The organism is Rhodococcus sp. O3 (assembly GCF_048897285.1).
In the GTDB taxonomy this organism is placed as follows: Bacteria; Actinomycetota; Actinomycetes; order Mycobacteriales; family Mycobacteriaceae; genus Rhodococcus.
In genome coordinates, this window is record NZ_JBMBTE010000006.1 from 80,279 (window position 1) to 100,357 (window position 20,079).

Here is a 20,079-nt window from a genome sequence, read left to right on the forward strand (position 1 = left end):
GCACGATCTTCCGCTTCCACGGCGCGGAGACCATTTGCTGCGCGAACGAATATGGGACCGGCCACATTTCGGGCTCCGCCGCCCACGCCCCGAGGGGAAACGAATGTCCGAATCCTTGCCCGACCTCGCCTTGCAGAGTATGATTCTCATCACTCGGAATTACCATTCTGTTCCGAGGCGAAGGTGATTCGACCGGGGCATGCCCCACACAGCTTCCTTTCACGACCGCGCGGCGGACACCCGCATATCTCGAGGCACACGACCGACAGCCGAGCAGCATCCTCCGGTTCCGCCCGGCGCCACGGCCGGCGGCCGAGAGACCACAGACACAGGAGGGAAAGATCGTGGGACGAGTTGAAGGCAAGGTTGCGTTCGTCACCGGCGCCGCGCGCGGTCAGGGCCGGAGCCATGCGGTTCGCCTGGCCGAGGAGGGCGCGGACATCATCGCCGTCGACCTGTGCGAGGACATCCCGACGATCGGTTACGCGATGGCCCGCCCGGAGGATCTCGAGGAAACGGCCCGGCTGGTCGAGAAGACCGGACGCCGAATCGTGACCGCGCAGGCGGACGTGCGCGATGTGGCGCAGTTGCGTGCGGCGCTCGACGCGGGCATCGCCGAGTTCGGGAAGCTCGACATCGTCGTCGCGCAGGCCGGCGTCGCGGGAATGAAGGGCGAGCCGCAGATCCAGGCCTGGTGCGACGTCATCGACACGAACCTGATCGGCACGATCAACGCCATCCAGGTGTCGCTCCCCCATCTCGGCGACGGCGCCGCCATCGTCGCTACCGGGTCGACTGCGGCCCTCATGGACACCGCGAAGGTCGACAACCCGGGCGCCGACCTCGGCGGTATGGCCTACGTGCACTCGAAGCGGGCACTGACGCACTACGTCTACGACCTGGCCACCCACCTCGCGCCGCGCGGCATTCGCGCGAACGTCGTCCACCCGACGAACTGCAACACCGCGATGTTGCAGAGCGAGCCGATGTACCGCTCGTTCCGTCCCGACCTCGAGCACCCGACCCGCGCGGATGCCGAACCGGCCTTCGGGGTTCAGCAGGCGATGCGCATCCCGTACGTCGAGCCCGAGGACATCAGCAACGCGATCGTCTACCTCGTCTCCGAGGAAGCCCGCTACGTCACCGGTGTGCAGTTGCGCGTGGACGGCGGCGGCTACCTCAAGTGGTACGACTACCACGTCTGATCCCCCTGTTCATCTCCCCTACGGGGCACGGATTCACGACAACTCGAAGGACAAGTCAATGAAGGTGAAAGTCGATTCGCAACGCTGCCAGGGTCATACGCTCTGCGCGATGAGCGCCCCGGGCGCCTTCGAACTGAGTGAGATCGACGGCCACGCGTCCGCGGTGTACGACCGAGTCCCGTCCGATCAGGAAGAGCAGGTGCGCGAGGCGGCACGATCGTGCCCCGAACAAGCCGTCTCCATCTTCTGACCCCGACCGAACAGACGTGCGCCGTGAACCGCGACCAGCCGAGGGAAGCCACATCGTGACCACCGAGAACATCGTCACCGACGAAGATCGCAAGAAGAACCGATACCACTTCGACCGCCACAAACCCGAGTACCGGCATCGGTTCGAATCGATCACCCAGGATATGCACGAGACCTGCCCCGTCGCCTGGACGGACACCTACGACGGCCACTGGGTCGCGAGCAGCAGCGCCGCGGTCTTCGAACTGGCCCGCTGCCCGCACATCTCGAACGATCACGACATCAACAACGAACGCAAGGGCTACAAGGGCATCTCGATCCCGACCGCCCAGCGCGCGTCACTCGTGCGCGGCGGCATCCTGGAGATGGACGACCCCGAACACCGCGAATACCGTTCGGTGCTCAATCCCTATCTGTCGCCGGCCGCGGTGCAGCGGTGGAAGCCGTTCATCGACGAGGTCGTCCGCGCGAGCCTCGACGAGAAGATCGAGCAGGGCCGCATCGACTTCGTGGACGACCTCGCCAATGTCGTGCCCGCGGTGCTGACCCTGGCGATGCTCGGAATTCCGTTGAAGCAGTGGTCGATCTACAGCGAACCGGTCCACGCGGCGGTGTACACACCGGAGAGTTCTCCCGACGCCCCGCGCGTCGCCGAGATGCACCGGGCAATGGGACTGGACCTGCTCACCAACATGCACGAGATCCGCCAGAATCCGCGGCCGGGACTGGTCAACGCGCTCCTCGAACTGCGCATCGACGGTGAGCCCGCCCCCGACCTCGAGCTGCTCGGGATGCTGGGGCTGATCATCGGCGGCGGTTTCGACACCACGACGGCGCTCACCGCACACGCCCTCGAATGGTTGTCCCAGAATCCCGAACACCGCGACGAACTCAGCCGCGAACGTGACTCTCTGCTCGACTCCGCAACCGAGGAGTTCCTTCGCTACTTCACGCCCGCGCCCGGTGACGGACGTACGATCGCGGCGGACTTCGAAGCAGCCGGCACCGAGTTCAAGGAAGGGGAGCGTCTGTGGCTGTCCTGGGCGATGGCCAACCGCGACCCGTCCCTGTTCCCCGAGCCGAACCGAATCATCATGGACCGCAAGGCCAATCGCCATTTCAGTTTCGGACTCGGAATCCATCGGTGCATCGGGTCCAATGTGGCGCGCACGGTGTTCAAGTCGATGGTGACCGCGGTCCTCGATCGTATGCCCGACTACCGGTGCGATCCGGAAGGCACTGTCCACTACGAGACGATCGGCGTCATCCAGGGCATGCGCAATCTGCCGGCCACCTTCACACCGGGACCACGGCTGGGTCCCGGCCTCGACGAAACACTCGAGAAGCTCCAGCGTCTGTGCGACGAGCAGCGTCTCGCGGAGCCGGTGACGGTACGCCGCGACGCAGCGAAGATCGGTGATTTGCAGTGATCGACCGTCCGAACTGAACACCCACCGAACACGCACACTGCCGCCCCGCCTCGACCACCTCCGGACTCGACCACTTCCCAGGAGATGGTCGAGGCGATCGTGCGCGAGGACGAGTCTCGATCGCCCCGCACCGGCGCGGGAATCACCCGGCGGGCAGAAGGTCCGATCGCACGCGAGGCCGCGACAACCGTCCGGTACAGAATGTCTCGGCGGCGGCCACGTCGGTTGCGCTCGCCCCCGCCGCGACGAGCGCCTGGGCCTTGAACGCCCTCGCAGCCAGACTCAGGCGGTGCTGCACGAGCCGTACCTCGCTGTCGAGCTCGGGCGGAATTCGATCGCCCCACAGCGTCACTTCCGTGGGGTGGTGCCCCAGAGCGGCGTGGACCCCGGCCCGGACCCGGGTATCGGAGCTGTACAGGTCCGCCTCGACGGCGACGGTGTGCGGGTACAACCCTTTGCGGCGGGTCGTCAGGACGGATTCGAGATCGCCCGTGCCCACCCCCAGGATCCGCAGCGGACGCAGATCCGACGAATCCTGAACGAAGACCGTGACGTTCCATCCGGCCATGACGCGATCGAACAGCCAACCACCGGCGAACCGGACGACGTCCGCGGTATTCAGCGCGACGACGTCGAGGCGGTATCGCGAGTCGACAGTGTCGGATTCCGCTGACGACCCGTTCTCCCGCGACCCCTCGTCCCCCGAGCCCTTCCGGTAAGCCGAGTCGAACTGCCGAGCTGTCATGGAAGTTCCTTTCTGCCTGACGAGACCGAATTACCGTGACGAACGACCGGTCCGACGCCTGCCGATGGACGCAGTGCACTCCATCGACCTTGGTGTCCCGGGTACTTCCGAACTGCATCCCCACCGGCCCTCGGCGACACGCGCACCCCCGTGCGCGTCGCACGACAACGGTGTGGCACGGCAACCCCCTGCGGACCGCAGAACCTAGTAAACACACAGTAGGTTGGTTTGACAGATGTGACAAGGGTCTCATTCGAGACAGTTTCGACACCTGGGTCCACCGCAGGCGCGCCGACTCGATCTCGTGCCGGGTCGTCGCGTCCGCGCTAGGTTGAAGCTCCAACCATTGCCCGCAACAACGCTTTACGAGCGTTCGGCAGCGGCGCCGATACTCATCGCCGGCGCTGCGCGAACAGACGAGAAATCGACCCCTCCGCCCGGCCGCCCGCCGGTCACCGCCCCGGGAGGGGGCGCGTCGGACGGGCCGGTCCGCCGGGTAACCGCGTTCGGACGATCGCCCACTCGTTCGACACCGGCGTCCCGCGAATAGAACTACAGCAGTGACACTTTCGGCTCGCATCCGTAGTTCGGGCCACGGCCCGACCGAACCGGTCACGCATCACTCTTCGAGATCGATGACCGATCGCGTTGCTGTCCAACAGCATTCGCGTACCGGTGCGCCCTCCGGCATCCGACGGAACAGTCCGCAACTGTGGCACATCACAGCGCGAGTGCGATTCTCCCTGCGTTCCGGATCATTTCGTGCTGACATGTGGGATGTCGGCGAGACACATTCGTGGGACCGAACGTTGACGCCGGCCCCGAGAATGCGGAAGCGTACAGGCGGAGCGCCCGTGCCGTGCCGAGCCGAGGAGGTACACATGCCGGACCACGTGCCGTCGTCGACCGACGCCGAGTCCCTGCTCCTCGCCGCCGAAGAAGCCGAAGCCGAAGCGGTCGCAGCCGAAGCGCGCGCTCGCGCCGCGCGCCTCCGCCTGCAGGCACGTACGGCCGGTTCGGACGACCCCGAGGAGACGACCGAGGCGGAATCGACCGGGACCGGAAGCACAAGATCCGGCAGCCGACGACGGGCGCTCGCGGCGGTGGCCGCGAGCGTGGCGATCTGCACAGCCGTGGCGGCCTGTGCCTACATGCTGTGGCATCACGCCGAGGCCGGCGATCGCGACCGCCGCGCGGCGGAGTTCGAGGCAGCGGCACGGCAGGGTGTCGTCACTCTGACCACGCTCGATTTCGACGACGCCGACGCCGATGTTCAGCGGGTCCTCGACAACTCGACCGGTGAGTTCCACGACGACTTCCGGAACCGGGCCCAGGACTTCGTCGACGTCATCGAGCGGTCGAACGTCGCGACCCAGGGCACGGTCGACGCAGCCGCGGTGGAGTCGATGACCGACGACTCCGCGGTCGTGCTGGTCGCCGCGACCTCGAAGGTGACCAACGCGGCCGGTGCCGATCAGGAGCCGCGGGTGTGGCGGCTCAGCGTGACCGTCACCCGCGACGGTGACCAGCTGAAGATGTCGAAAGTGGAGTTCGTGCCGTGAACAACGATTTCGAGAATGATTCCGCCGACCCCGTGAGCACCACAGCCGGGAAGCTGCGACGCCTCGTGTCCGCTCGAATGGTGCTGCCGCTTCTCGCGATCGTGTCCGTCTCGGTGGCGTCGGGGCTGTACTTCGGCCTGTACCGGACGGATGCCCGCACCGGCGACGACGCGGCGCTCGCGGCGCTCGACGCCGCCACCGCCGGATCGGAGGCACTGCTGTCCTACTCTCCGGACACGATCGACGCGGATCTCGAGACCGCAAAGTCGTATCTGACCGGGGACTTCCTCACGTACTTCACGGAGTTCACCGATCGGGTCGTCGCGCCGGCCGCGCGCGAGAAGTCGGTGACCGCGACCGCCTCGGTCGTGCGCGCGGCGGTCTCTGACCTGCAGGCGGGTGCGGCCACCGTGCTGGTCTTCACCAATCAAGTGACCACGAGCGCCGACAGACCCGACCCGACGGCGATGTCGAGCAGCGTGCTCGTGTCGCTGACCGAGGTCGACGGGAGGTGGCTCATCTCCGCGTTCGATCCGGTGTGACCGGTCTGCTCATCCGGTGACGACGAGACAGAACACGTGGCCACCCGGGTCGCGGTAGGTGCGGAACGTCGGGCTCGGATTCGGTCCGATCACGCGGACCGCGCCGTGCTGCAGTGCCCAGCGCTCCGCGGCCTCGAGGTCGGTAACCGCCAGGTCGAGGTGGGCGCGCAGCGGCACGGTCTCGGCGGGCCAGCTCGGGGGGACGTGTCCGGGTGCCCGCTGGAACGCCAGTCCTCCTCCGGCCGGTGCCCGCAGCTGAACCCAGTCGTCGTCGGTGGCGTCGGAATCCGGTTCCCAGCCCAGCAGCGCGGCGTAGAACGCGGCCAGACCGCGCGGGTCGGGAGTGTCGAGTACGAACACCTGCAGACCGATCTCGGGGCGTGACATGCCGCCATGGTGCTCCCCGCGCCGCCGGACCGCAGCTGTTCGGCAGAAGGGGCGATCGGGTGCCCCGCTACCGGACGCCCTCCGGGGCGACCTCCCGAAGCACATCGGCGAGCGCGCGATAGTCCTCGGCGCGCCCGCTCGACGAACGGAACACGAGACCGATCGTGCGGCCCGGAACCGGTTCGGCGAATCGCGCGACCGCGAGATCGCCGGTGGCGCACTCGACCGCGACCGACGACGCCGGAATGAGCGTGACGCCGAGCCCGCCGGCGACGCAGCGCACGACCGTGGCGAGGGAGGTCGCCCGGGTGTCGCCGGAGAGCGGATGCGCGTCCACAGAGCGGCACAGGTCCAGGGTCTGGTCCCGGAGGCAGTGGCCCTCGTCGAGGAGCAGCAGCGGGAGTTCGTCGAGCACGGTCAGCGGTACGTCGTCCCGACCGGCGAGCGCGTGGTCCGGGGGTACGACGAGCACGAAGTCCTCGGCGTAGAGCGGTATCTCGATCAGGCCGGTCGATCCGGACGGCAGCGCGAGCACCGCGACGTCGAGGGTCCCCGCGCGCAGCGACTCGAGCAGCCGGGCCGTCTGGTCCTCGATGACGTGCAACGACAGCGACGGCATGTGGGTCCGCAGTTCGGGCAGCAGCGTCGGCAGCACGTAGGGCGCCACGGTGGGGATCAGGCCGAGACGCAGTGGTCCGGTCAGCGGATCGGTGACGCCCGCGGCGGCGGCGACGAATCCGTCGGCCGCGTCGACGATGGCCTTGGCCTGATTCAGGAGGCGCGCACCGTCCGGGGTCACCAGCACGCGGCGGGTGCTGCGTTCGATCAACTGCACGCCGAGACCGGACTCCAGGGCCGCGAGTCCCTGCGACAGCGTCGGCTGGCTCACGTTCAAGCGCGCAGCCGCCGTCCCGAAGTGACGGTGGGTCGCAACCGCGACGAAGGCACGGAGCTGCGACAGGGTCGGCTGATACTGCTGATCGGACACGCCTATCAGTATATCCCGACCGATAGATTTCCCTTTAGACTCGGGCGCGACGAACGAATACAGCGGGGGTTACTGTTCGTTCATGACGATTCAGGTCGACGTCGTCCGGGTCTTCACCGACGACCGCGGAGAACACGGCAACCCGCTCGGCATCGTGCTCGACGACGACGTCGACGCCGCCGACCGTCAGCGGATCGCGGCCGAACTCGGGTACAGCGAAACGATCTTCGTCCGACCGCCCGGACCCGGCGGGACGCGCGCCCAGGCCCGAATCTTCACTCCCGCGAAGGAACTTCCGTTCGCCGGTCATCCCACGGTCGGATTGTCCTGGTGGCTCCGCGATCGCGGAACCCCGATCGACACCCTCGAGGTCCCGGCCGGGCCGGTCGCGGTGCGCTACGACGGGGATCTCACCTGGGTGGGTGCGCGTGCGGACTGGGCACCGCCGTTCGTGCTCGATCAGCGGCCGGCCCCCGAAGACGTGGACCGGTGCAGCTCCGGAGACTTCGCCGATGCAGCCGAGTGGTATGTGTGGGCCTGGACCGGGGAAACAGCCGGAACCGTCCGGGCACGGATGTTCGCGCCCGCGTTCGGCATTCCCGAGGACGAGGCGACCGGGGCCGCTGCGGTCCGGCTCACCGCCCACCTCGGCCGGGACCTCGACATCACCCAGGGACGCGGATCGCGGATCCGGACGGCCTGGCTGTCGGACGGGCGAGTCGAGGTCGGCGGTCGCGTCGAACGCTGCGAGTCACGCTCCTTCGCCCGCTGACCGCCGCCCGGCCGCGAGATCCTCCTCGCTGAGGAGGACTTCGATTTCCCTTCCGAACTCGACTCCGGGTGCCAGCGGAAGGCGGTCGCCGCTCCAGAACCGGCCCGGGTCGTACCAGTTGCTGCCCCGCCGCCGCTGTTCGAGCAGGCCCATCTCCTCCATCGTCATCCCGACGACCTCGGCGCAATAGGCGCTCTCGATGCTCACGTCCGACGGCTTCCGGAGCCGCGGCAGGCGACCGGCGAACCAGCGGCCCGTCAGTTTCGCGGTGGACGGGAACGGCGTGCCGTCGAGCCGCGCGATCGACCGCAGCAACTGGTCCTCCTGCTCCGGGCTGATCTGCGTGGAGATCTGCCGGAGCCAGCCCCGCTGCCCGTACCGGGCGCTCCACACCTGCACCGCACTGCGCAGATCGTGCAACTGCACGCCGCGCTGGTGCCGGCCGGTCCACATGTCGGGCAGGCTCTTTCCGAGCTCGGCGTGCCACATCAGCGGCGGCAGGTCGTCGAGGACGACCGCCATTCCGACGTGATTGACCGGCGCGTTCGTCAACGCCTGGATCGCACGATCGGCTCCGCTGCTGCCCCGGAAGATCCACAGGTCACCGGTGCGGGTGATCGCCACCGCCTCGTCGAGCGTGATCCGGGATCGTGTCGCGCTGTGCTCCATGCCCGACAGCCTTCCATGCCCGGGTGACCGGCTCCCGCGACCGGTCCGGCCGGGGTGGCCGGGTAGGCGGGTGGGCCGGGCGACGGACACCGTCGTCCCGATAGGGTCTGGGCCATGGCACTTCGGGGCAGGCAGTGGTGGAAGCTGGTCGGACTGGCCGGTGTGGTCGGCGTCGCGGCGACCGGCGCGGTCGCGGTGCGTGCGGAACGCAAGCGGCGGGGTTACACCCCGGACGAGGTGCGCTCGGTGCTGCACGAGCGGTACGCGCAGGCGACGGCCGCGCACGACTCCGCGGGCGAGGTTCCGCTGACGGAGATTCCGGCGACACCGGTCACCCGGCTGCGCCGGACACTGCGCAGGCTGTTGCGCCGCCGCTGACGCAGTCAGCCCAGTGCCACCGCTGACGCAGTCAGCCCAGTGCGACCGCGAATCCGTCGACGAGATCCTGGACCTGCTCGTCGGTCATGACGAACGCCGGCGAGATCTGCATCGCACCCTGACCCGCTGCGCGACCCGAAATACCTTGTGCGCGCAGCGCCTTCACGAATCCCGGCGCCTCGGTCGGGTCGGCGAGCTGAACCGCGGCGACCGCACCGAGACCGCTGCGGATCTCCGCCACACGGGGGTGGTCCGCGAGCGTTGCAAGCTTGGTGTGCAAGGTGCTCTCGAGCCGTGCGGCCTCGTCGAGCAGCCCTTCGTTCTCGAGGATGTCGAGGTTCGCCAGCGCCGCCGCGGCCGACCCCGCGTGTCCGCCGTAGGTGTAGCCGTGGCGCCACCACACCCCACCGGCGAAGAACGGCTCGGCCACCCGCGGAGCGACGAACACCGCGCCCATCGGCAGGTAACCGGATGTCAGACCCTTTGCGGTGGTCATGATGTCGGGCTGCAGATCGAACCGTGAGGACGCGAACCACGATCCACCGATGCGACCGAATCCTGTGACCACCTCGTCGACGACGAACAGGATGTCGTGGTCGCGGCAGATGTCACGGATCTCGGTGAGATAGCCCTCCGGCGGCAGGTACACCCCACCGGCGCCGATGATCGGTTCGGCGAAGAACGCGGCGATGGTGTCCGCACCGACGGACTCGATGAGCTCGAGCAGCGCCTTCGCGTCGTCCCACGGCACCGTCGCGGTGTCGTCCCACAGCTGCCCGTATCCCTCGCCGTTGACGGGGATGCCGGCCAGCGACGTGCCGCCGATGTGCATGCCGTGATACGCCTTCTGCCGTCCGACGAGCAGCGTCTTGGTGGACCGGCCCATCTCCTGCCAGTAGCGGCGGGCCAGCTTCGCGGCGGTGTCGATCGAATCGGAGCCGCCGGAGGTGAAGAAGATCTTGCTGTCCGGGACCGGCGCGATCGCGGAAAGTCGTTCGGCGAGCGCGACCGTCGGCTCGAGCGCGAGATCCCCGAAGTTCGAGTAGTGCGCGACCTTGGCGAGCTGCGCGGCCACGGCCTCGCCGATCTCGGCGCGGCCGTGCCCGATGTTCGCGAACCACAGGCCCGCAGTCGCGTCCAGATAGCGGGTGCCGGCGTCGTCCCAGATGTAGGCGCCCTCACCGCGAGCGACGACGAACGCTCCGTCGCGTTCGATCGCGCCCATGTCGGCAAATCCGTGCCACAACGCGCCCACGATCCACTCCCGTCCACAACCGTTCGATGCCCGTCGGCCATCGTACGTACCGGCAACGATTCTGGCGCGCAGGACGTGCGTGCGCCACGCTGGAACGCATGACCGGATTCCGGTTCTCCGTCAACGTACTCGGCATCGAGTCCCCGGACGCCTTCGCACGGTCCTGCCGGGCCGTCGAGGAGGCCGGATACGACGCGCTCTTCGCCGCGGATCACCTCGGCGTGCCCGCACCGTTCCCGACGTTGGTGGCCGCCGCGCACGCCACCGAGCGGCTGCGGGTGGGGACCCTGGTGCTCAACGCCGGATTCTGGAATCCGGCGCTCCTCGCCCGAGAGATCGCCACGACCGACGCGCTCACCGGCGGACGGCTGGAGGTCGGCCTCGGCGCGGGCCACATGAGGTGGGAGTTCGAATCCGCCGGAATCGCGTGGGAACCCTTCGGCGCCCGCGCCGACCGCCTCGAAGCGACCCTTGCCGAACTACGGCGGCTGTTCGCGAATCCCGGCTACGAGCCGCAGGCCGCGATGCGCGACGCCTTCGGCATGCCGGTCCTCCGACCGGTCCAACGGCACGGGTTCGGCGGTGAGGGCCCGCCGCTGATCGTCGGTGGCACCGGCGACCGGATCCTCGCGATCGCGGCGGCGCACGCGGACATCGTCGGTGTCGCCGGCGCGTACCAGGTGCGAGGCCGTCCACCGGGCACCTTCCGGATCGGCACGGCCACCGAAGCCGACGACCGCGTCCGGTTCGCGCGGGCCTGCGCCGGGCCGCGCGCCGACCACCTCGAGTGGCACACACTGGTCCAACTGGTGCTGGAAACCGACGACCGGGAAGCGGCGGCGGCTTCCGTCGCGCACAGACTCGGATTGCCGGTGGGCGACCTGCTCGACACCCCGTTCCTGCTGATCGGCACGGTCGAGGAGATGGCCACGCAGATCCTGAACGCGCGCGACCGATACGGCTTCACCCACTTCACGGTGCACGCCCCGTACCGGGATGTCTTCGCTCGGGTGATCGCGCGGGTCCGGGAGACCGAGCGCCCACCCGCGCCGGCCGACTGACCGCTCGCCGTTCCCGAAGCCTGCCTGTGACGGGGCCCGACGATCGCGTTTCGCTAGGCTGTCTCTTCAGCATGTCCATCTCTCCTGCCCCGAACCGCCGCGACCTGAAGTCGGCCCTCGCCGAGGTGTCGCTCCGCGACGAACAACGTCTCCGCCGCAAGCTCGATCGCGCTCGTGGCGCCGACGCACTCACCGCGATCGCCGCCGAGGTCGAGCGGGCCCGCATCCGCCTCGCCGAGCGGGCCGCCGCGGTACCCGCGATCACCTACCCCGAGACGCTGCCGGTGTCGCAGCGCAAGGACGACATCGCGGCCGCCATCCGCGACCGGCAGGTGGTCGTCGTGGCCGGCGAGACCGGTTCGGGCAAGACCACGCAGATCCCGAAGATCTGCCTCGAGCTCGGTCGCGGGGTGCGCGGCCTGATCGGACACACCCAGCCACGGCGCATCGCCGCGCGGGCGGTCGCCGAACGTCTCGCCGAGGAGCTCGACACCGAACTCGGCGAGACCGTCGGCTACACGGTGCGCTTCACCGACCAGGTGTCGGACTCGACACTGGTCAAGCTCATGACCGACGGCATTCTGCTCGCCGAGATCCAGCGCGACCCGATGCTGCGCCGTTACGACACCCTGATCATCGACGAGGCCCACGAGCGCAGCCTCAACATCGACTTCATCCTCGGCTACCTGCAGCAGCTGCTGCCGCGGCGGCCCGACCTGAAGGTGATCATCACCTCGGCGACGATCGATCCGGAACGGTTCGCACGACACTTCGCCGCCCCCGACGGGACCCCGGCACCGATCGTCGAGGTGTCGGGGCGGACGTTCCCGGTCGAGATCCGGTACCGGCCACTGACCGTCGAGGTCGGCGATCAGCTGATCGACCGGGATCCCGTCGATGCGGTGTGCGAGGCGGTCGAGGAGCTGCAGGCGGCCGGCGACGGCGACATCCTGGTGTTCCTCTCCGGTGAACGCGAGATCCGCGACACCGCCGACGCCCTGCGCGACCGCAAGCTGCGCAACACCGAGATCCTGCCGCTGTATGCGCGGTTGTCGGCGGCCGAGCAGCACAAGGTCTTCACCCCGCACACCGGCCGCCGGGTGGTGTTGTCCACCAACGTCGCCGAGACGTCGCTGACCGTCCCCGGTATCCGCTACGTCGTCGACCCCGGCACCGCGCGCATCTCGCGTTATTCGGTGCGGACCAAGGTGCAGCGGCTGCCGATCGAGGAGATCTCGCAGGCGTCGGCGCGGCAGCGGTCCGGTCGCTGCGGCCGCGTCGCCGACGGTATCTGCATCCGGCTGTACTCCGAGGAGGACTTCGAAGCCCGCCCGGAGTTCACCGAACCGGAGATCCTGCGCACCAACCTGGCGTCGGTGGTGCTGCAGATGACCGCGCTCGGTCTCGGCGACATCGCGTCGTTCCCGTTCGTCGAACCACCGGACCCGCGCGCGATCCGCGACGGCATCGCGCTGCTCGAAGAGCTCGGTGCTCTCGAGCCGGCCAAGCGCGACGAGCTGCCCAAACTCACCGCGACCGGCCGTGAACTCGCGCGGCTGCCCGTCGACCCGCGGATGGCGCGGATGATCGTCGAGGGCCACCGCAACGGATGTCTGCGCGAGGTGCTGATCGTCGTGTCGGCGTTGTCGATCCAGGACGTGCGTGAACGTCCCGCCGAGTTCCAGCAGGCGGCCGACGAGAAGCACGCCCGCTTCGCGGTCGAGGGCTCCGACTTCCTGGCGTTCCTGCGCCTGTGGGACTACCTGAAGGAACAACGGAAAGCACTGTCGTCCAACCAGTTCCGGAAGATGTGCCGCAACGAGTTCCTGCATTGGCTGCGGATCCGCGAATGGCAGGACCTGCAGGGGCAGCTGCGCCAGATCACGTTGAACCTCGGCTGGGAGACCCGCCACCAGGAGGTCTCCGAGGACTCGATCCACCAGTCGCTGCTCGCCGGTCTGCTCTCCCACGTCGGGCTGCGCGAGGGCGACAAGCGGGACTACCTCGGTGCGCGCGGATCACGTTTCGCGATCTTCCCCGGGTCGTCGCTGTTCAAGAAGCCGCCGCGCTGGGTGATGGCCGCCGAACTCGTCGAAACGTCGCGGCTGTGGGCGCGGATGGCGGCGCGCATCGAACCGGAATGGGTCGAGAAGTTGGCCCCGCATCTGGTCAAACGCACGTATTCGGAACCGCACTGGTCGATCAAACGCGAAGCGGCGATGGCCTACGAGCGCGTCACGCTCTACGGCATCCCGCTCGTGGCGCAGCGCCCGGTGCAGTACGGCGCGATCGATCGGGAGGTCTCCCGAGACCTGTTCATCCGGCACGCGCTGGTGCAGGGCGAATGGCGCACGCGGCACAAGTTCTTCCACGCCAACCGGGCGTTGCTCGAGGACGTCGAGGAACTCGAGCATCGTGCGCGGCGACGGGACATCCTCGTCGACGACGAGACGCTGTTCGCCTTCTACGACGAACGGGTCGGCCCGAATGCCGTGTCCGCCAGGCATTTCGACACGTGGTGGAAGAAGGCGCGCCAGCAGGATCCCGAACTGCTGACGTTCACGCCGGAAACGGTCGTCAACCAGGACGCCGCCGCGGTGCTCGAGGGGGACTATCCCGACGCGTGGCGGCAGGGTGATGTGCAGTTCCCGCTCACCTACCAGTTCGAGCCGGGTACCGAACAGGACGGCGTCACCGCCCGCATCCCCGTCGCGCTGCTGGCCGGGATCCGCCCGGTCGGGTTCGACTGGCTCGTGCCGGGCATGCGTCACGAACTCGTGACGGCATTGATCAAGACCTTGCCGAAACAGCTTCGGCGCCAAGTTGTTCCGGCACCGGACTTCGCGGCGGCCGCGCTCGCGTCGGTCACCCCACGCAGCGAGCCGCTCGTCAACGCGATGGCCCGTGAGTTGTCGCGTCTCGGGAACTGCCGCATCGAACCGAGCGATTTCGACGTCACGGCCCTGCCCGAACATCTGCGGCTGACGTTCGCGGCGGTCGACGAGCGCGGCAAGGTCCTGGGGCACAGCAAGAGCCTGGCGGACCTGCGCAAGAAGCTGGCAGTGCGCGTCGACGCGGAGGTGGCGCGCGCTGCGTCGAGCACCGAACGCGCGCCGGCGCTCGTGTGGACGGCGGAGACGCTCGGCACGCTGCCGGAGACCGTGACGCGCACGGTCGGGAGCCAGCAGGTGACCGGCTATCCCGCCCTGGTGAACGAAGGATCCGGTGTTGCGGTCCGAGTCCTGAGCACCCCGCAGGCGCAACGCGCCGCGACCCGCACCGGCCTGCGGGCGCTGCTGCTGGCGGCGGTTCCGACGCAGGCGCGTGCCGCGACCTCGGGGCTGACCAACGCGGAACGTCTCGCGCTCGGCCGCAATCCGGACGGTTCGTTCGACGCGCTGCTCGAGGACTGCCGGGCCTGCGCCGTGGACGAACTGGTCGCGGCGCACGGTGCGCCGATTCGGACCCCCGAGGAATTCGAGGCGATGGTCAAGACGGTCCGGGCGCAGCTGCCCGGCCGGGTCTCGGCGCTGCTGAAGCTGGTGGTGCCGGCGCTGTCCCGGGCCCACGAGGTCGGGGTGCTGCTGGACCGGGTGCGCGGCGAGGCCGCCGACGATGTGCGGGAGCAATTGGCGGCGCTGCTGTTCGCGGGATTCGTGACGGACCTCGGCAGTCGCCGTCTCGCGGACCTGCCCAGGTATCTCGCCGCTGCAGCGCAGCGCCTCGAGGCACTTCCGGCGAGCGCCCACCGCGACGCCCAGGGCATGGACGTACTCGACCGGGTGTACGCGGAATACGATCGGCTGCTCGCCCGGCTGCCCGAGGAACGCCGGGCCGGCGCGGACGTGAACGAGGTGTACTGGTTGATCGAGGAACTGCGGGTGAGTCTGTTCGCGCAGGGCCTGGGTACTCGGATTCCGGTCTCGGAGAAGCGAATCATGAAGGCCATCAGCTCGATTCGCTGAACGGTCGGGCAGCGGCGCCCGATCGGGCGCCGCGAGGGTCAGCCCTCGCCGGGGTCGGCGCTGCGCTGCGCCTGATGCTCGCGCAGTTCCTTGATCTCGCGTTCGAAGTCCTCCGCGGAGCTGAAGCCCCGGTACACGGACGCGAAACGCAGATAGGCGACCTCGTCGAGGTCCCGGAGCGGACCGAGGATGGCCAGACCGACTTCGTGGCTGGGCACCTCGGGAGAACCCTTGGCCCGCACCGCGTCCTCGACCTGCTGCGCCAGCAGGTTCAGCGCGTCGTTGTCGACCGCGCGTCCCTGGCACGCGCGCGCGACGCCGCGCACGACCTTCTCGCGGCTGAACGGCTCGGTCACGCCGCTGCGCTTGACGACGGACAGGACCGCGGTTTCGACGGTGGTGAATCGGCGGCCGCATTCGGGGCATGCCCGGCGCCGGCGGATCGCGGCGCCCTCATCGGCCTCGCGCGAATCGACGACCCGGGAATCCGGGTGCCGGCAGTACGGGCAATACATGTCGGTTCCTTCGTCGCTGCCGTGCGGGCCGCGACGTCGGCGTCGAACCGTCTTCCCGAGGTCATCCCCGCCCTGAGGTGGAGCTGCCCCGACGCGACCACACGGGGTGGTGTGGCTTACAGGAATCGACAATACCTGCCGGCCGGATTCGTCCCGGTCCGGTCCCCTGCCGAGCACGGCAGCTCACCCGCGGCCGATGACCGGAACGATGAGCTGCTGGCCCGGACGCACCGTGGCGCCGGACAGCATGTTGAGCTCGGAGATCTGCTCCACGACCTGGGCCGTGGCGGCGCCGGGAGCGATCCGGGCGGCGACGTCGGCAAGCGATTCGCCGATTCTGACGACGGCCACGTCGGTGCGCGGAACATGCGCCGCGACCTCGCTCGTCCGCAGGTACCCCACCGCGAGGATCGCGACGAGCGCGGTCGCGGTGAGGAGCACCGTCACCACCGTCTGCCGCAAGGCCTGGGGGAACGACAGCGGCGCCGGGCGCGTGCGGTCGGTGCACGCGACGGGAGCCGCTGCCGGACGCCGGTATTCGATGCGCCCCGCATTCGGGCGGGGAAAGGGCGGTCGGACCGGAAAGCGATAGACCCGGGCGTCCCGCTCGTGCGCGGGGCGGTCGACTCGCATCGGGCCGGTCGTGAACTCGTTCCACTCGGTTCGGCGAACTGCTGCTGCACCCATCGGATCCTCCGTGCTCGATCGGTCGCGGTACTCGATCGGCTGCGCGAACTGCGCATTTCTCGCTCGATCGCTCAAGTGTTCGATCTGGGTCGATCCTTCGTTCGATCAAAGGTTCGAAGAACATCTGTTCGAATTTCTACCACGCCATGATCGACTTGTCAGCTTTTCGGGCCGGAAATCTCGAACAGGTGTTTGATAACGCGCGCGAATGCGGATAGATTCGATACATCACAACCAGCACATCCGACACTCGACGCACGGAGGTCACGACCATGACGGACGCCAACTCCGCGAGCAGCCCCGCCCGGACGGTCGTCGCCGATTCGACGGCCGGGCTCACCGAGCGCCAGCGCCGCGTTCTCGAGGTGATCCGCGATTCGGTGGCCGAGCGGGGGTACCCGCCGAGCATCCGGGAGATCGGCGACGCGGTCGGGCTCAACTCCACCTCGTCGGTGGCCCATCAGCTGCGCACCCTCGAACGCAAGGGCTTCCTGCGGCGCGACGCCAACCGGCCGCGCGCCGTCGATGTCCGCGGCCTCGAGGACAGCGCGGTCACCCCCGACGACAGCACCGAGAGCACCACTCCCGCAACGTCGGCCGTGCCGTCCGCGGCGATGGTGCCGGTCGTGGGTCGGATCGCGGCCGGTGGCCCGATCCTCGCCGAGGAGTCCGTCGAGGACGTCTTCCCTCTCCCCCGCGAACTCGTCGGCCAGGGATCGCTGTTCCTGCTCAAGGTCGTCGGCGAATCGATGATCGACGCCGCGATCTGCGACGGTGACTGGGTGGTCGTGCGTCAGCAGAACGTCGCCGAGAACGGCGACATCGTCGCCGCGATGCTCGACGGTGAAGCCACCGTGAAGACCTTCAAGCGAGTGAAGAAGGACGTGTGGCTCATGCCGCACAATCCGATGTTCGAACCGATCCCCGGCAACGACGCCGTCATCCTCGGCAAGGTCGTCACCGTGATCCGGAAGATCTGAGCTCCTTACAACGCCGCCGGGGCGGTACCGCGATTGCGGTACCGCCCCGGCGTGGTTTCCGGAAGGTCGCTCAGACGTTCAGCGAACGGCCGATGACCTCCTTCATGATCTCGTTGGTGCCGCCGTAGATCTTCTGGACGCGGGCATCCAGGTACGCCTTCGCGACCGGGTACTCACGCATGTAGCCGTAGCCGCCGTGCAGCTGGAGGCACCGGTCGATGAGCTCGACCTGCTTGTCGGTGGTCCAGTACTTCGCCATCGCCGCTTCCGGCACGGTGAGCGTGCCGGCGTTGAGCGACTCGATGCACTTGTCGACGAACACGCGCGCGATCTGCGTCTCGGTGGCGAGTTCGGCCAGCTCGAACCGGGTGTTCTGGAACTTGCCGATGGACTTGCCGAACGCCTTGCGGTCGCGGCAGTACTGCAGGGTGTCCTCGAGGACCTGCTCCATGGCGGCCGCGGCGACCACCGCGATCGAGAGGCGCTCCTGCGGGAGGTTCTGCATCAGGTAGATGAAGCCGAGGCCCTCTTCACCGAGCAGGTTCGCGGCGGGCACGCGCACGTTGTCGAAGCTCAGTTCCGCGGTGTCCTGCGCGTCGAGACCGATCTTGTCGAGATTGCGGCCGCGCTCGAAGCCCGGCATGCCGCGCTCGACGACGAGGAGCGAGAAGCCCTGGGCGCCCTTCTCGGGGTCGGTGCAGGCGACGACGATCACCAGGTCGGCGTTGATGCCGTTGGTGATGAACGTCTTGGAGCCGTTGAGGATCCAGTCGTCGCCGTCGCGCACCGCGCGGGTCTTGATTCCCTGCAGGTCGCTGCCGGTGCCGGGTTCGGTCATCGCGATGGCGGTGATGATCTCGCCGGAACAGAAGCCGGGCAGCCACCGCTGCTTCTGCTCCTCGTTCGCGAGATTCAGCAGGTAGGGAGCAACGACGTCGTTGTGCAGCATGAAACCGACACCGCTGTAGCCGCCGCGCGTGGTCTCCTCGGTGAGGACGACGTTGTACCGGAAGTCGTCGACGCCGCCTCCGCCGTACTCCTCGGGAACGGCCATACCGAGAAAGCCCTGCGCCCCGGCCTTCTTCCAGACCTCACGGTCGACGATCTTGTCCTTCTCCCACTGCTCGTGGAAGGGTGCCACCTCCTGCTCGAGGAACTTCCGGTACGACTCGCGGAAGAGTTCGTGTTCGGGTTCGAAGAGGGTGCGTTCCATGTGCGCTCCTGTAGGTCACGGCGTACTTCGCCATTACCGTAGGCAAGCACCACCTGTTGTGACGCTGACAGGAGCGAGCACGTTTTGTGACAGTTGTCGCCGATGCCGCCGGCGTCACCCCCGAAGATTCGCCAGCTTCCGGAGGATCGGATAGGCGACGAGGATGCCGATCGAACCCCATGCGATGCCGCCGAGTTCGACCGATCCGATCGACAGTGTCAGGTCACCGATGCCCGCGACGAGGGCGGCCGCCACGACGGTGAGGTTCACCGGGTCGGTGAAGTCGACCTTGGCGTCCATCCAGATGCGGACGCCGAGGATGCCGATCAGGCCGTACAGGACCAGGGTCGCGCCGCCGAGCACACCGTCCGGGACGGTGAAGACGAGCGCGCCGAACTTCGGGGAGAACGCCAGGACGACGGCGGTGGCTGCGGCCACCCAGTACGCGGCGGTCGAGTAGACGCGGGTGGCGGCCATGACCCCGATGTTCTCGGCGTAGGTCGTCGTGCCCGAGCCGCCCCCGAAGCCGGCGAGGGTCGTGGCCAGACCGTCGGCCAGCAGGGCGTCGCCGGCGACGTCGTCGAGATTGCGACCGGTCATCGCGGCGACCGCCTTGACGTGGCCGACGTTCTCGGCGATGAGGACGATCACCACGGGCAGCGCGACCAGCACGACCGACAGCTGGAACGTGGGGCCGCGCAGTTCCGGGAGACCGAACCACGCGGCTTCGCGCAGCGCGGCGACCCGGTCGTCGGCCAGGCCGCCGGTGACCGCGGCGAACACCCAGCCGATCACGACACCGACGAGGATGGCGAGCCGGCCGAGCAGACCGGGGCCGAGCACGGTGACCAGCAGGATCGAAACCAGGGTGATCGCCGCGATCAGCGGCTGCGCCTCGAACGAGCCGACCGCGGTGGGGGCCAGGTTCAACCCGATGAGCGCGACGATCGCGCCGGTCACCACCGGCGGCATCACCGCATCGATCACGCGAGCGCCGAGTGCCTTGACCACGAGTCCGACCACGGCGAGCAGCACGCCGACGGCGACGATGCCACCCAGCTGCGCGGCGGGTCCGTCGGCGGCCGACGCGGTGAGCGGGGCGATGAACGCGAAGGACGAACCGAGGTAACTGGGCACCCGCCCCCGTGTGATCAGCAGGAACAGGGCGGTCCCGATGCCCGAGAACAGCAGGGTCGTGGTGACCGGGAAACCGGTGATCGTCGGCACCAGCAGCGTGGCCCCGAACATGGCGATGACGTGCTGCATGCCGATGCCGACGGTACGCGGCCAGGACAACCGTTCGTCCGGAGCCACGACCTCGCCCTGGGTGATGCGGCGGCCGTCACCGTGCAGTGTCCAGCCGACGCCCGCGCGTGTCCTCTTCGTGGTCTTCACCGGTTCGCTCACGAAACGGAATCGTAAGCCCGCCGGGTGTGGCGCGGGCTCGTCAGCCCAGGATGCGGGTGACTGCCGCGC

The 20,079-nt window shown here is 68.5% G+C and carries 19 protein-coding genes; 10 read left to right on the forward strand and 9 right to left on the reverse strand.

What is annotated here, in order from left to right:
• Positions 1-344: 344 nt before the first annotated feature.
• From ACN675_RS03850 to ACN675_RS03860, 3 genes are read left to right on the forward strand one after another with little or no spacing between them, the layout of a single operon-like run.
• Entirely contained in the window at positions 345-1,205 is an 861-nt protein-coding gene (locus ACN675_RS03850) for a mycofactocin-coupled SDR family oxidoreductase (protein WP_420749590.1), read from the forward strand.
• A gap of 58 nt (positions 1,206-1,263) precedes the next feature.
• Positions 1,264-1,455: a ferredoxin gene (locus tag ACN675_RS03855; RefSeq protein ID WP_420749591.1), complete on the forward strand. Its 192-nt coding sequence runs from the start codon at positions 1,264-1,266 to the stop codon at positions 1,453-1,455.
• 55 nt (positions 1,456-1,510) lie between these two features.
• Positions 1,511-2,884 (forward strand): cytochrome P450, encoded by a 1,374-nt coding sequence (locus ACN675_RS03860; RefSeq protein ID WP_420749592.1) that lies wholly within the window; start codon positions 1,511-1,513, stop codon positions 2,882-2,884.
• Positions 2,885-3,026: 142 nt separating this feature from the next.
• Here ACN675_RS03860 and ACN675_RS03865 read toward each other — a convergent pair whose 3' ends face one another.
• Complete coding sequence (locus ACN675_RS03865; protein ID WP_420749593.1) at positions 3,027-3,629, reverse strand: hypothetical protein; 603 nt, start codon at positions 3,627-3,629, stop codon at positions 3,027-3,029.
• 881 nt (positions 3,630-4,510) lie between these two features.
• Here ACN675_RS03865 and ACN675_RS03870 point away from each other — a divergent pair.
• On the forward strand, positions 4,511-5,191 hold the full coding sequence (locus ACN675_RS03870; protein ID WP_420749594.1) for a hypothetical protein: 681 nt from the start codon (positions 4,511-4,513) through the stop codon (positions 5,189-5,191).
• Positions 5,188-5,733 carry a twin-arginine translocation pathway signal gene (locus tag ACN675_RS03875; protein ID WP_420749595.1) on the forward strand — a complete coding sequence of 182 codons (546 nt, stop codon included), beginning with the start codon at positions 5,188-5,190 and terminating at the stop codon, positions 5,731-5,733. The genes ACN675_RS03870 and ACN675_RS03875 overlap by 4 nt, the downstream gene beginning before the upstream one ends.
• A 9-nt stretch (positions 5,734-5,742) precedes the next feature.
• Here the strand turns inward: ACN675_RS03875 and ACN675_RS03880 are convergent, their stop codons facing one another.
• Both ACN675_RS03880 and ACN675_RS03885 read right to left on the reverse strand, forming a co-directional pair.
• On the reverse strand, positions 5,743-6,120 hold the full coding sequence (locus tag ACN675_RS03880; RefSeq protein WP_420749596.1) for a VOC family protein: 378 nt from the start codon (positions 6,118-6,120) through the stop codon (positions 5,743-5,745).
• A 67-nt stretch (positions 6,121-6,187) separates the two neighbouring features.
• On the reverse strand, positions 6,188-7,108 hold the full coding sequence (locus ACN675_RS03885; protein WP_420749597.1) for a hydrogen peroxide-inducible genes activator: 921 nt from the start codon (positions 7,106-7,108) through the stop codon (positions 6,188-6,190).
• A gap of 82 nt (positions 7,109-7,190) precedes the next feature.
• On the opposite strand from ACN675_RS03885, the gene ACN675_RS03890 reads away from it, so the two are divergent.
• Positions 7,191-7,880 carry a PhzF family phenazine biosynthesis protein gene (locus ACN675_RS03890; protein ID WP_420749598.1) on the forward strand — a complete coding sequence of 230 codons (690 nt, stop codon included), beginning with the start codon at positions 7,191-7,193 and terminating at the stop codon, positions 7,878-7,880.
• On the opposite strand, the gene ACN675_RS03895 is transcribed toward ACN675_RS03890, so the two are convergent.
• Positions 7,860-8,549, reverse strand: coding sequence for a hypothetical protein (locus ACN675_RS03895; protein ID WP_420749599.1), 690 nt, complete (start codon positions 8,547-8,549; stop codon positions 7,860-7,862). The genes ACN675_RS03890 and ACN675_RS03895 overlap by 21 nt on opposite strands.
• A gap of 114 nt (positions 8,550-8,663) precedes the next feature.
• Between ACN675_RS03895 and ACN675_RS03900 the strand changes: the two genes are divergently transcribed.
• Positions 8,664-8,927 (forward strand): hypothetical protein, encoded by a 264-nt coding sequence (locus ACN675_RS03900; protein ID WP_420749600.1) that lies wholly within the window; start codon positions 8,664-8,666, stop codon positions 8,925-8,927.
• Between the two features lie 31 nt (positions 8,928-8,958).
• Here the strand turns inward: ACN675_RS03900 and ACN675_RS03905 are convergent, their stop codons facing one another.
• Positions 8,959-10,152 (reverse strand): aspartate aminotransferase family protein, encoded by a 1,194-nt coding sequence (locus tag ACN675_RS03905; protein ID WP_420749601.1) that lies wholly within the window; start codon positions 10,150-10,152, stop codon positions 8,959-8,961.
• Between the two features lie 128 nt (positions 10,153-10,280).
• Here ACN675_RS03905 and ACN675_RS03910 point away from each other — a divergent pair, with 128 nt between their 5' ends.
• Together ACN675_RS03910 and hrpA are read left to right on the forward strand one after the other, a co-directional pair.
• The gene (locus ACN675_RS03910; protein WP_420749602.1) at positions 10,281-11,243 is read left to right on the forward strand and encodes a TIGR03621 family F420-dependent LLM class oxidoreductase; all 963 of its coding nucleotides are present in this window, start codon (positions 10,281-10,283) and stop codon (positions 11,241-11,243) included.
• Between the two features lie 71 nt (positions 11,244-11,314).
• Complete coding sequence (gene hrpA, locus ACN675_RS03915) at positions 11,315-15,208, forward strand: ATP-dependent RNA helicase HrpA (protein WP_420749603.1); 3,894 nt, start codon at positions 11,315-11,317, stop codon at positions 15,206-15,208.
• Between the two features lie 38 nt (positions 15,209-15,246).
• On the opposite strand, the gene nrdR is transcribed toward hrpA, so the two are convergent.
• Both nrdR and ACN675_RS03925 read right to left on the reverse strand, forming a co-directional pair.
• A complete protein-coding gene (gene nrdR, locus ACN675_RS03920; protein WP_420749604.1) occupies positions 15,247-15,723 on the reverse strand; it encodes a transcriptional regulator NrdR in 477 nt (158 codons plus the stop codon).
• 183 nt (positions 15,724-15,906) lie between these two features.
• Entirely contained in the window at positions 15,907-16,410 is a 504-nt protein-coding gene (locus ACN675_RS03925; protein ID WP_420749605.1) for a LysM peptidoglycan-binding domain-containing protein, read from the reverse strand.
• A 272-nt stretch (positions 16,411-16,682) separates the two neighbouring features.
• Between ACN675_RS03925 and lexA the strand changes: the two genes are divergently transcribed.
• The gene (lexA, locus tag ACN675_RS03930; RefSeq protein ID WP_420749606.1) at positions 16,683-17,390 is read left to right on the forward strand and encodes a transcriptional repressor LexA; all 708 of its coding nucleotides are present in this window, start codon (positions 16,683-16,685) and stop codon (positions 17,388-17,390) included.
• A gap of 70 nt (positions 17,391-17,460) precedes the next feature.
• On the opposite strand, the gene ACN675_RS03935 is transcribed toward lexA, so the two are convergent.
• Together ACN675_RS03935 and ACN675_RS03940 are read right to left on the reverse strand one after the other, a co-directional pair.
• Positions 17,461-18,603, reverse strand: a complete 1,143-nt coding sequence (locus ACN675_RS03935) for an acyl-CoA dehydrogenase family protein (RefSeq protein ID WP_420749607.1) — start codon at positions 18,601-18,603, stop codon at positions 17,461-17,463.
• A gap of 114 nt (positions 18,604-18,717) precedes the next feature.
• Positions 18,718-20,010: a uracil-xanthine permease family protein gene (locus ACN675_RS03940; protein ID WP_420749608.1), complete on the reverse strand. Its 1,293-nt coding sequence runs from the start codon at positions 20,008-20,010 to the stop codon at positions 18,718-18,720.
• Between the last annotated feature and the right edge of the window lie 69 nt (positions 20,011-20,079).

Excerpts from the sequence above, each read along its gene's own strand:
- ACN675_RS03855 (WP_420749591.1), top strand. The coding sequence starts at position 1,264 with ATGAAGGTGAAAGTCGATTCGCAACGCTGCCAGGGTCATACGCTCTGC.
- ACN675_RS03865 (WP_420749593.1), bottom strand. The coding sequence starts at position 3,629 with ATGACAGCTCGGCAGTTCGACTCGGCTTACCGGAAGGGCTCGGGGGAC.
- ACN675_RS03870 (WP_420749594.1), top strand. The coding sequence starts at position 4,511 with ATGCCGGACCACGTGCCGTCGTCGACCGACGCCGAGTCCCTGCTCCTC.
- ACN675_RS03880 (WP_420749596.1), bottom strand. The coding sequence starts at position 6,120 with ATGTCACGCCCCGAGATCGGTCTGCAGGTGTTCGTACTCGACACTCCC.
- ACN675_RS03890 (WP_420749598.1), top strand. The coding sequence starts at position 7,191 with ATGACGATTCAGGTCGACGTCGTCCGGGTCTTCACCGACGACCGCGGA.
- ACN675_RS03895 (WP_420749599.1), bottom strand. The coding sequence starts at position 8,549 with ATGGAGCACAGCGCGACACGATCCCGGATCACGCTCGACGAGGCGGTG.
- ACN675_RS03900 (WP_420749600.1), top strand. The coding sequence starts at position 8,664 with ATGGCACTTCGGGGCAGGCAGTGGTGGAAGCTGGTCGGACTGGCCGGT.
- ACN675_RS03905 (WP_420749601.1), bottom strand. The coding sequence starts at position 10,152 with ATGGGCGCGATCGAACGCGACGGAGCGTTCGTCGTCGCTCGCGGTGAG.
- ACN675_RS03910 (WP_420749602.1), top strand. The coding sequence starts at position 10,281 with ATGACCGGATTCCGGTTCTCCGTCAACGTACTCGGCATCGAGTCCCCG.
- hrpA (WP_420749603.1), top strand. The coding sequence starts at position 11,315 with ATGTCCATCTCTCCTGCCCCGAACCGCCGCGACCTGAAGTCGGCCCTC.
- nrdR (WP_420749604.1), bottom strand. The coding sequence starts at position 15,723 with ATGTATTGCCCGTACTGCCGGCACCCGGATTCCCGGGTCGTCGATTCG.
- ACN675_RS03925 (WP_420749605.1), bottom strand. The coding sequence starts at position 16,410 with ATGGGTGCAGCAGCAGTTCGCCGAACCGAGTGGAACGAGTTCACGACC.
- lexA (WP_420749606.1), top strand. The coding sequence starts at position 16,683 with ATGACGGACGCCAACTCCGCGAGCAGCCCCGCCCGGACGGTCGTCGCC.
- ACN675_RS03935 (WP_420749607.1), bottom strand. The coding sequence starts at position 18,603 with ATGGAACGCACCCTCTTCGAACCCGAACACGAACTCTTCCGCGAGTCG.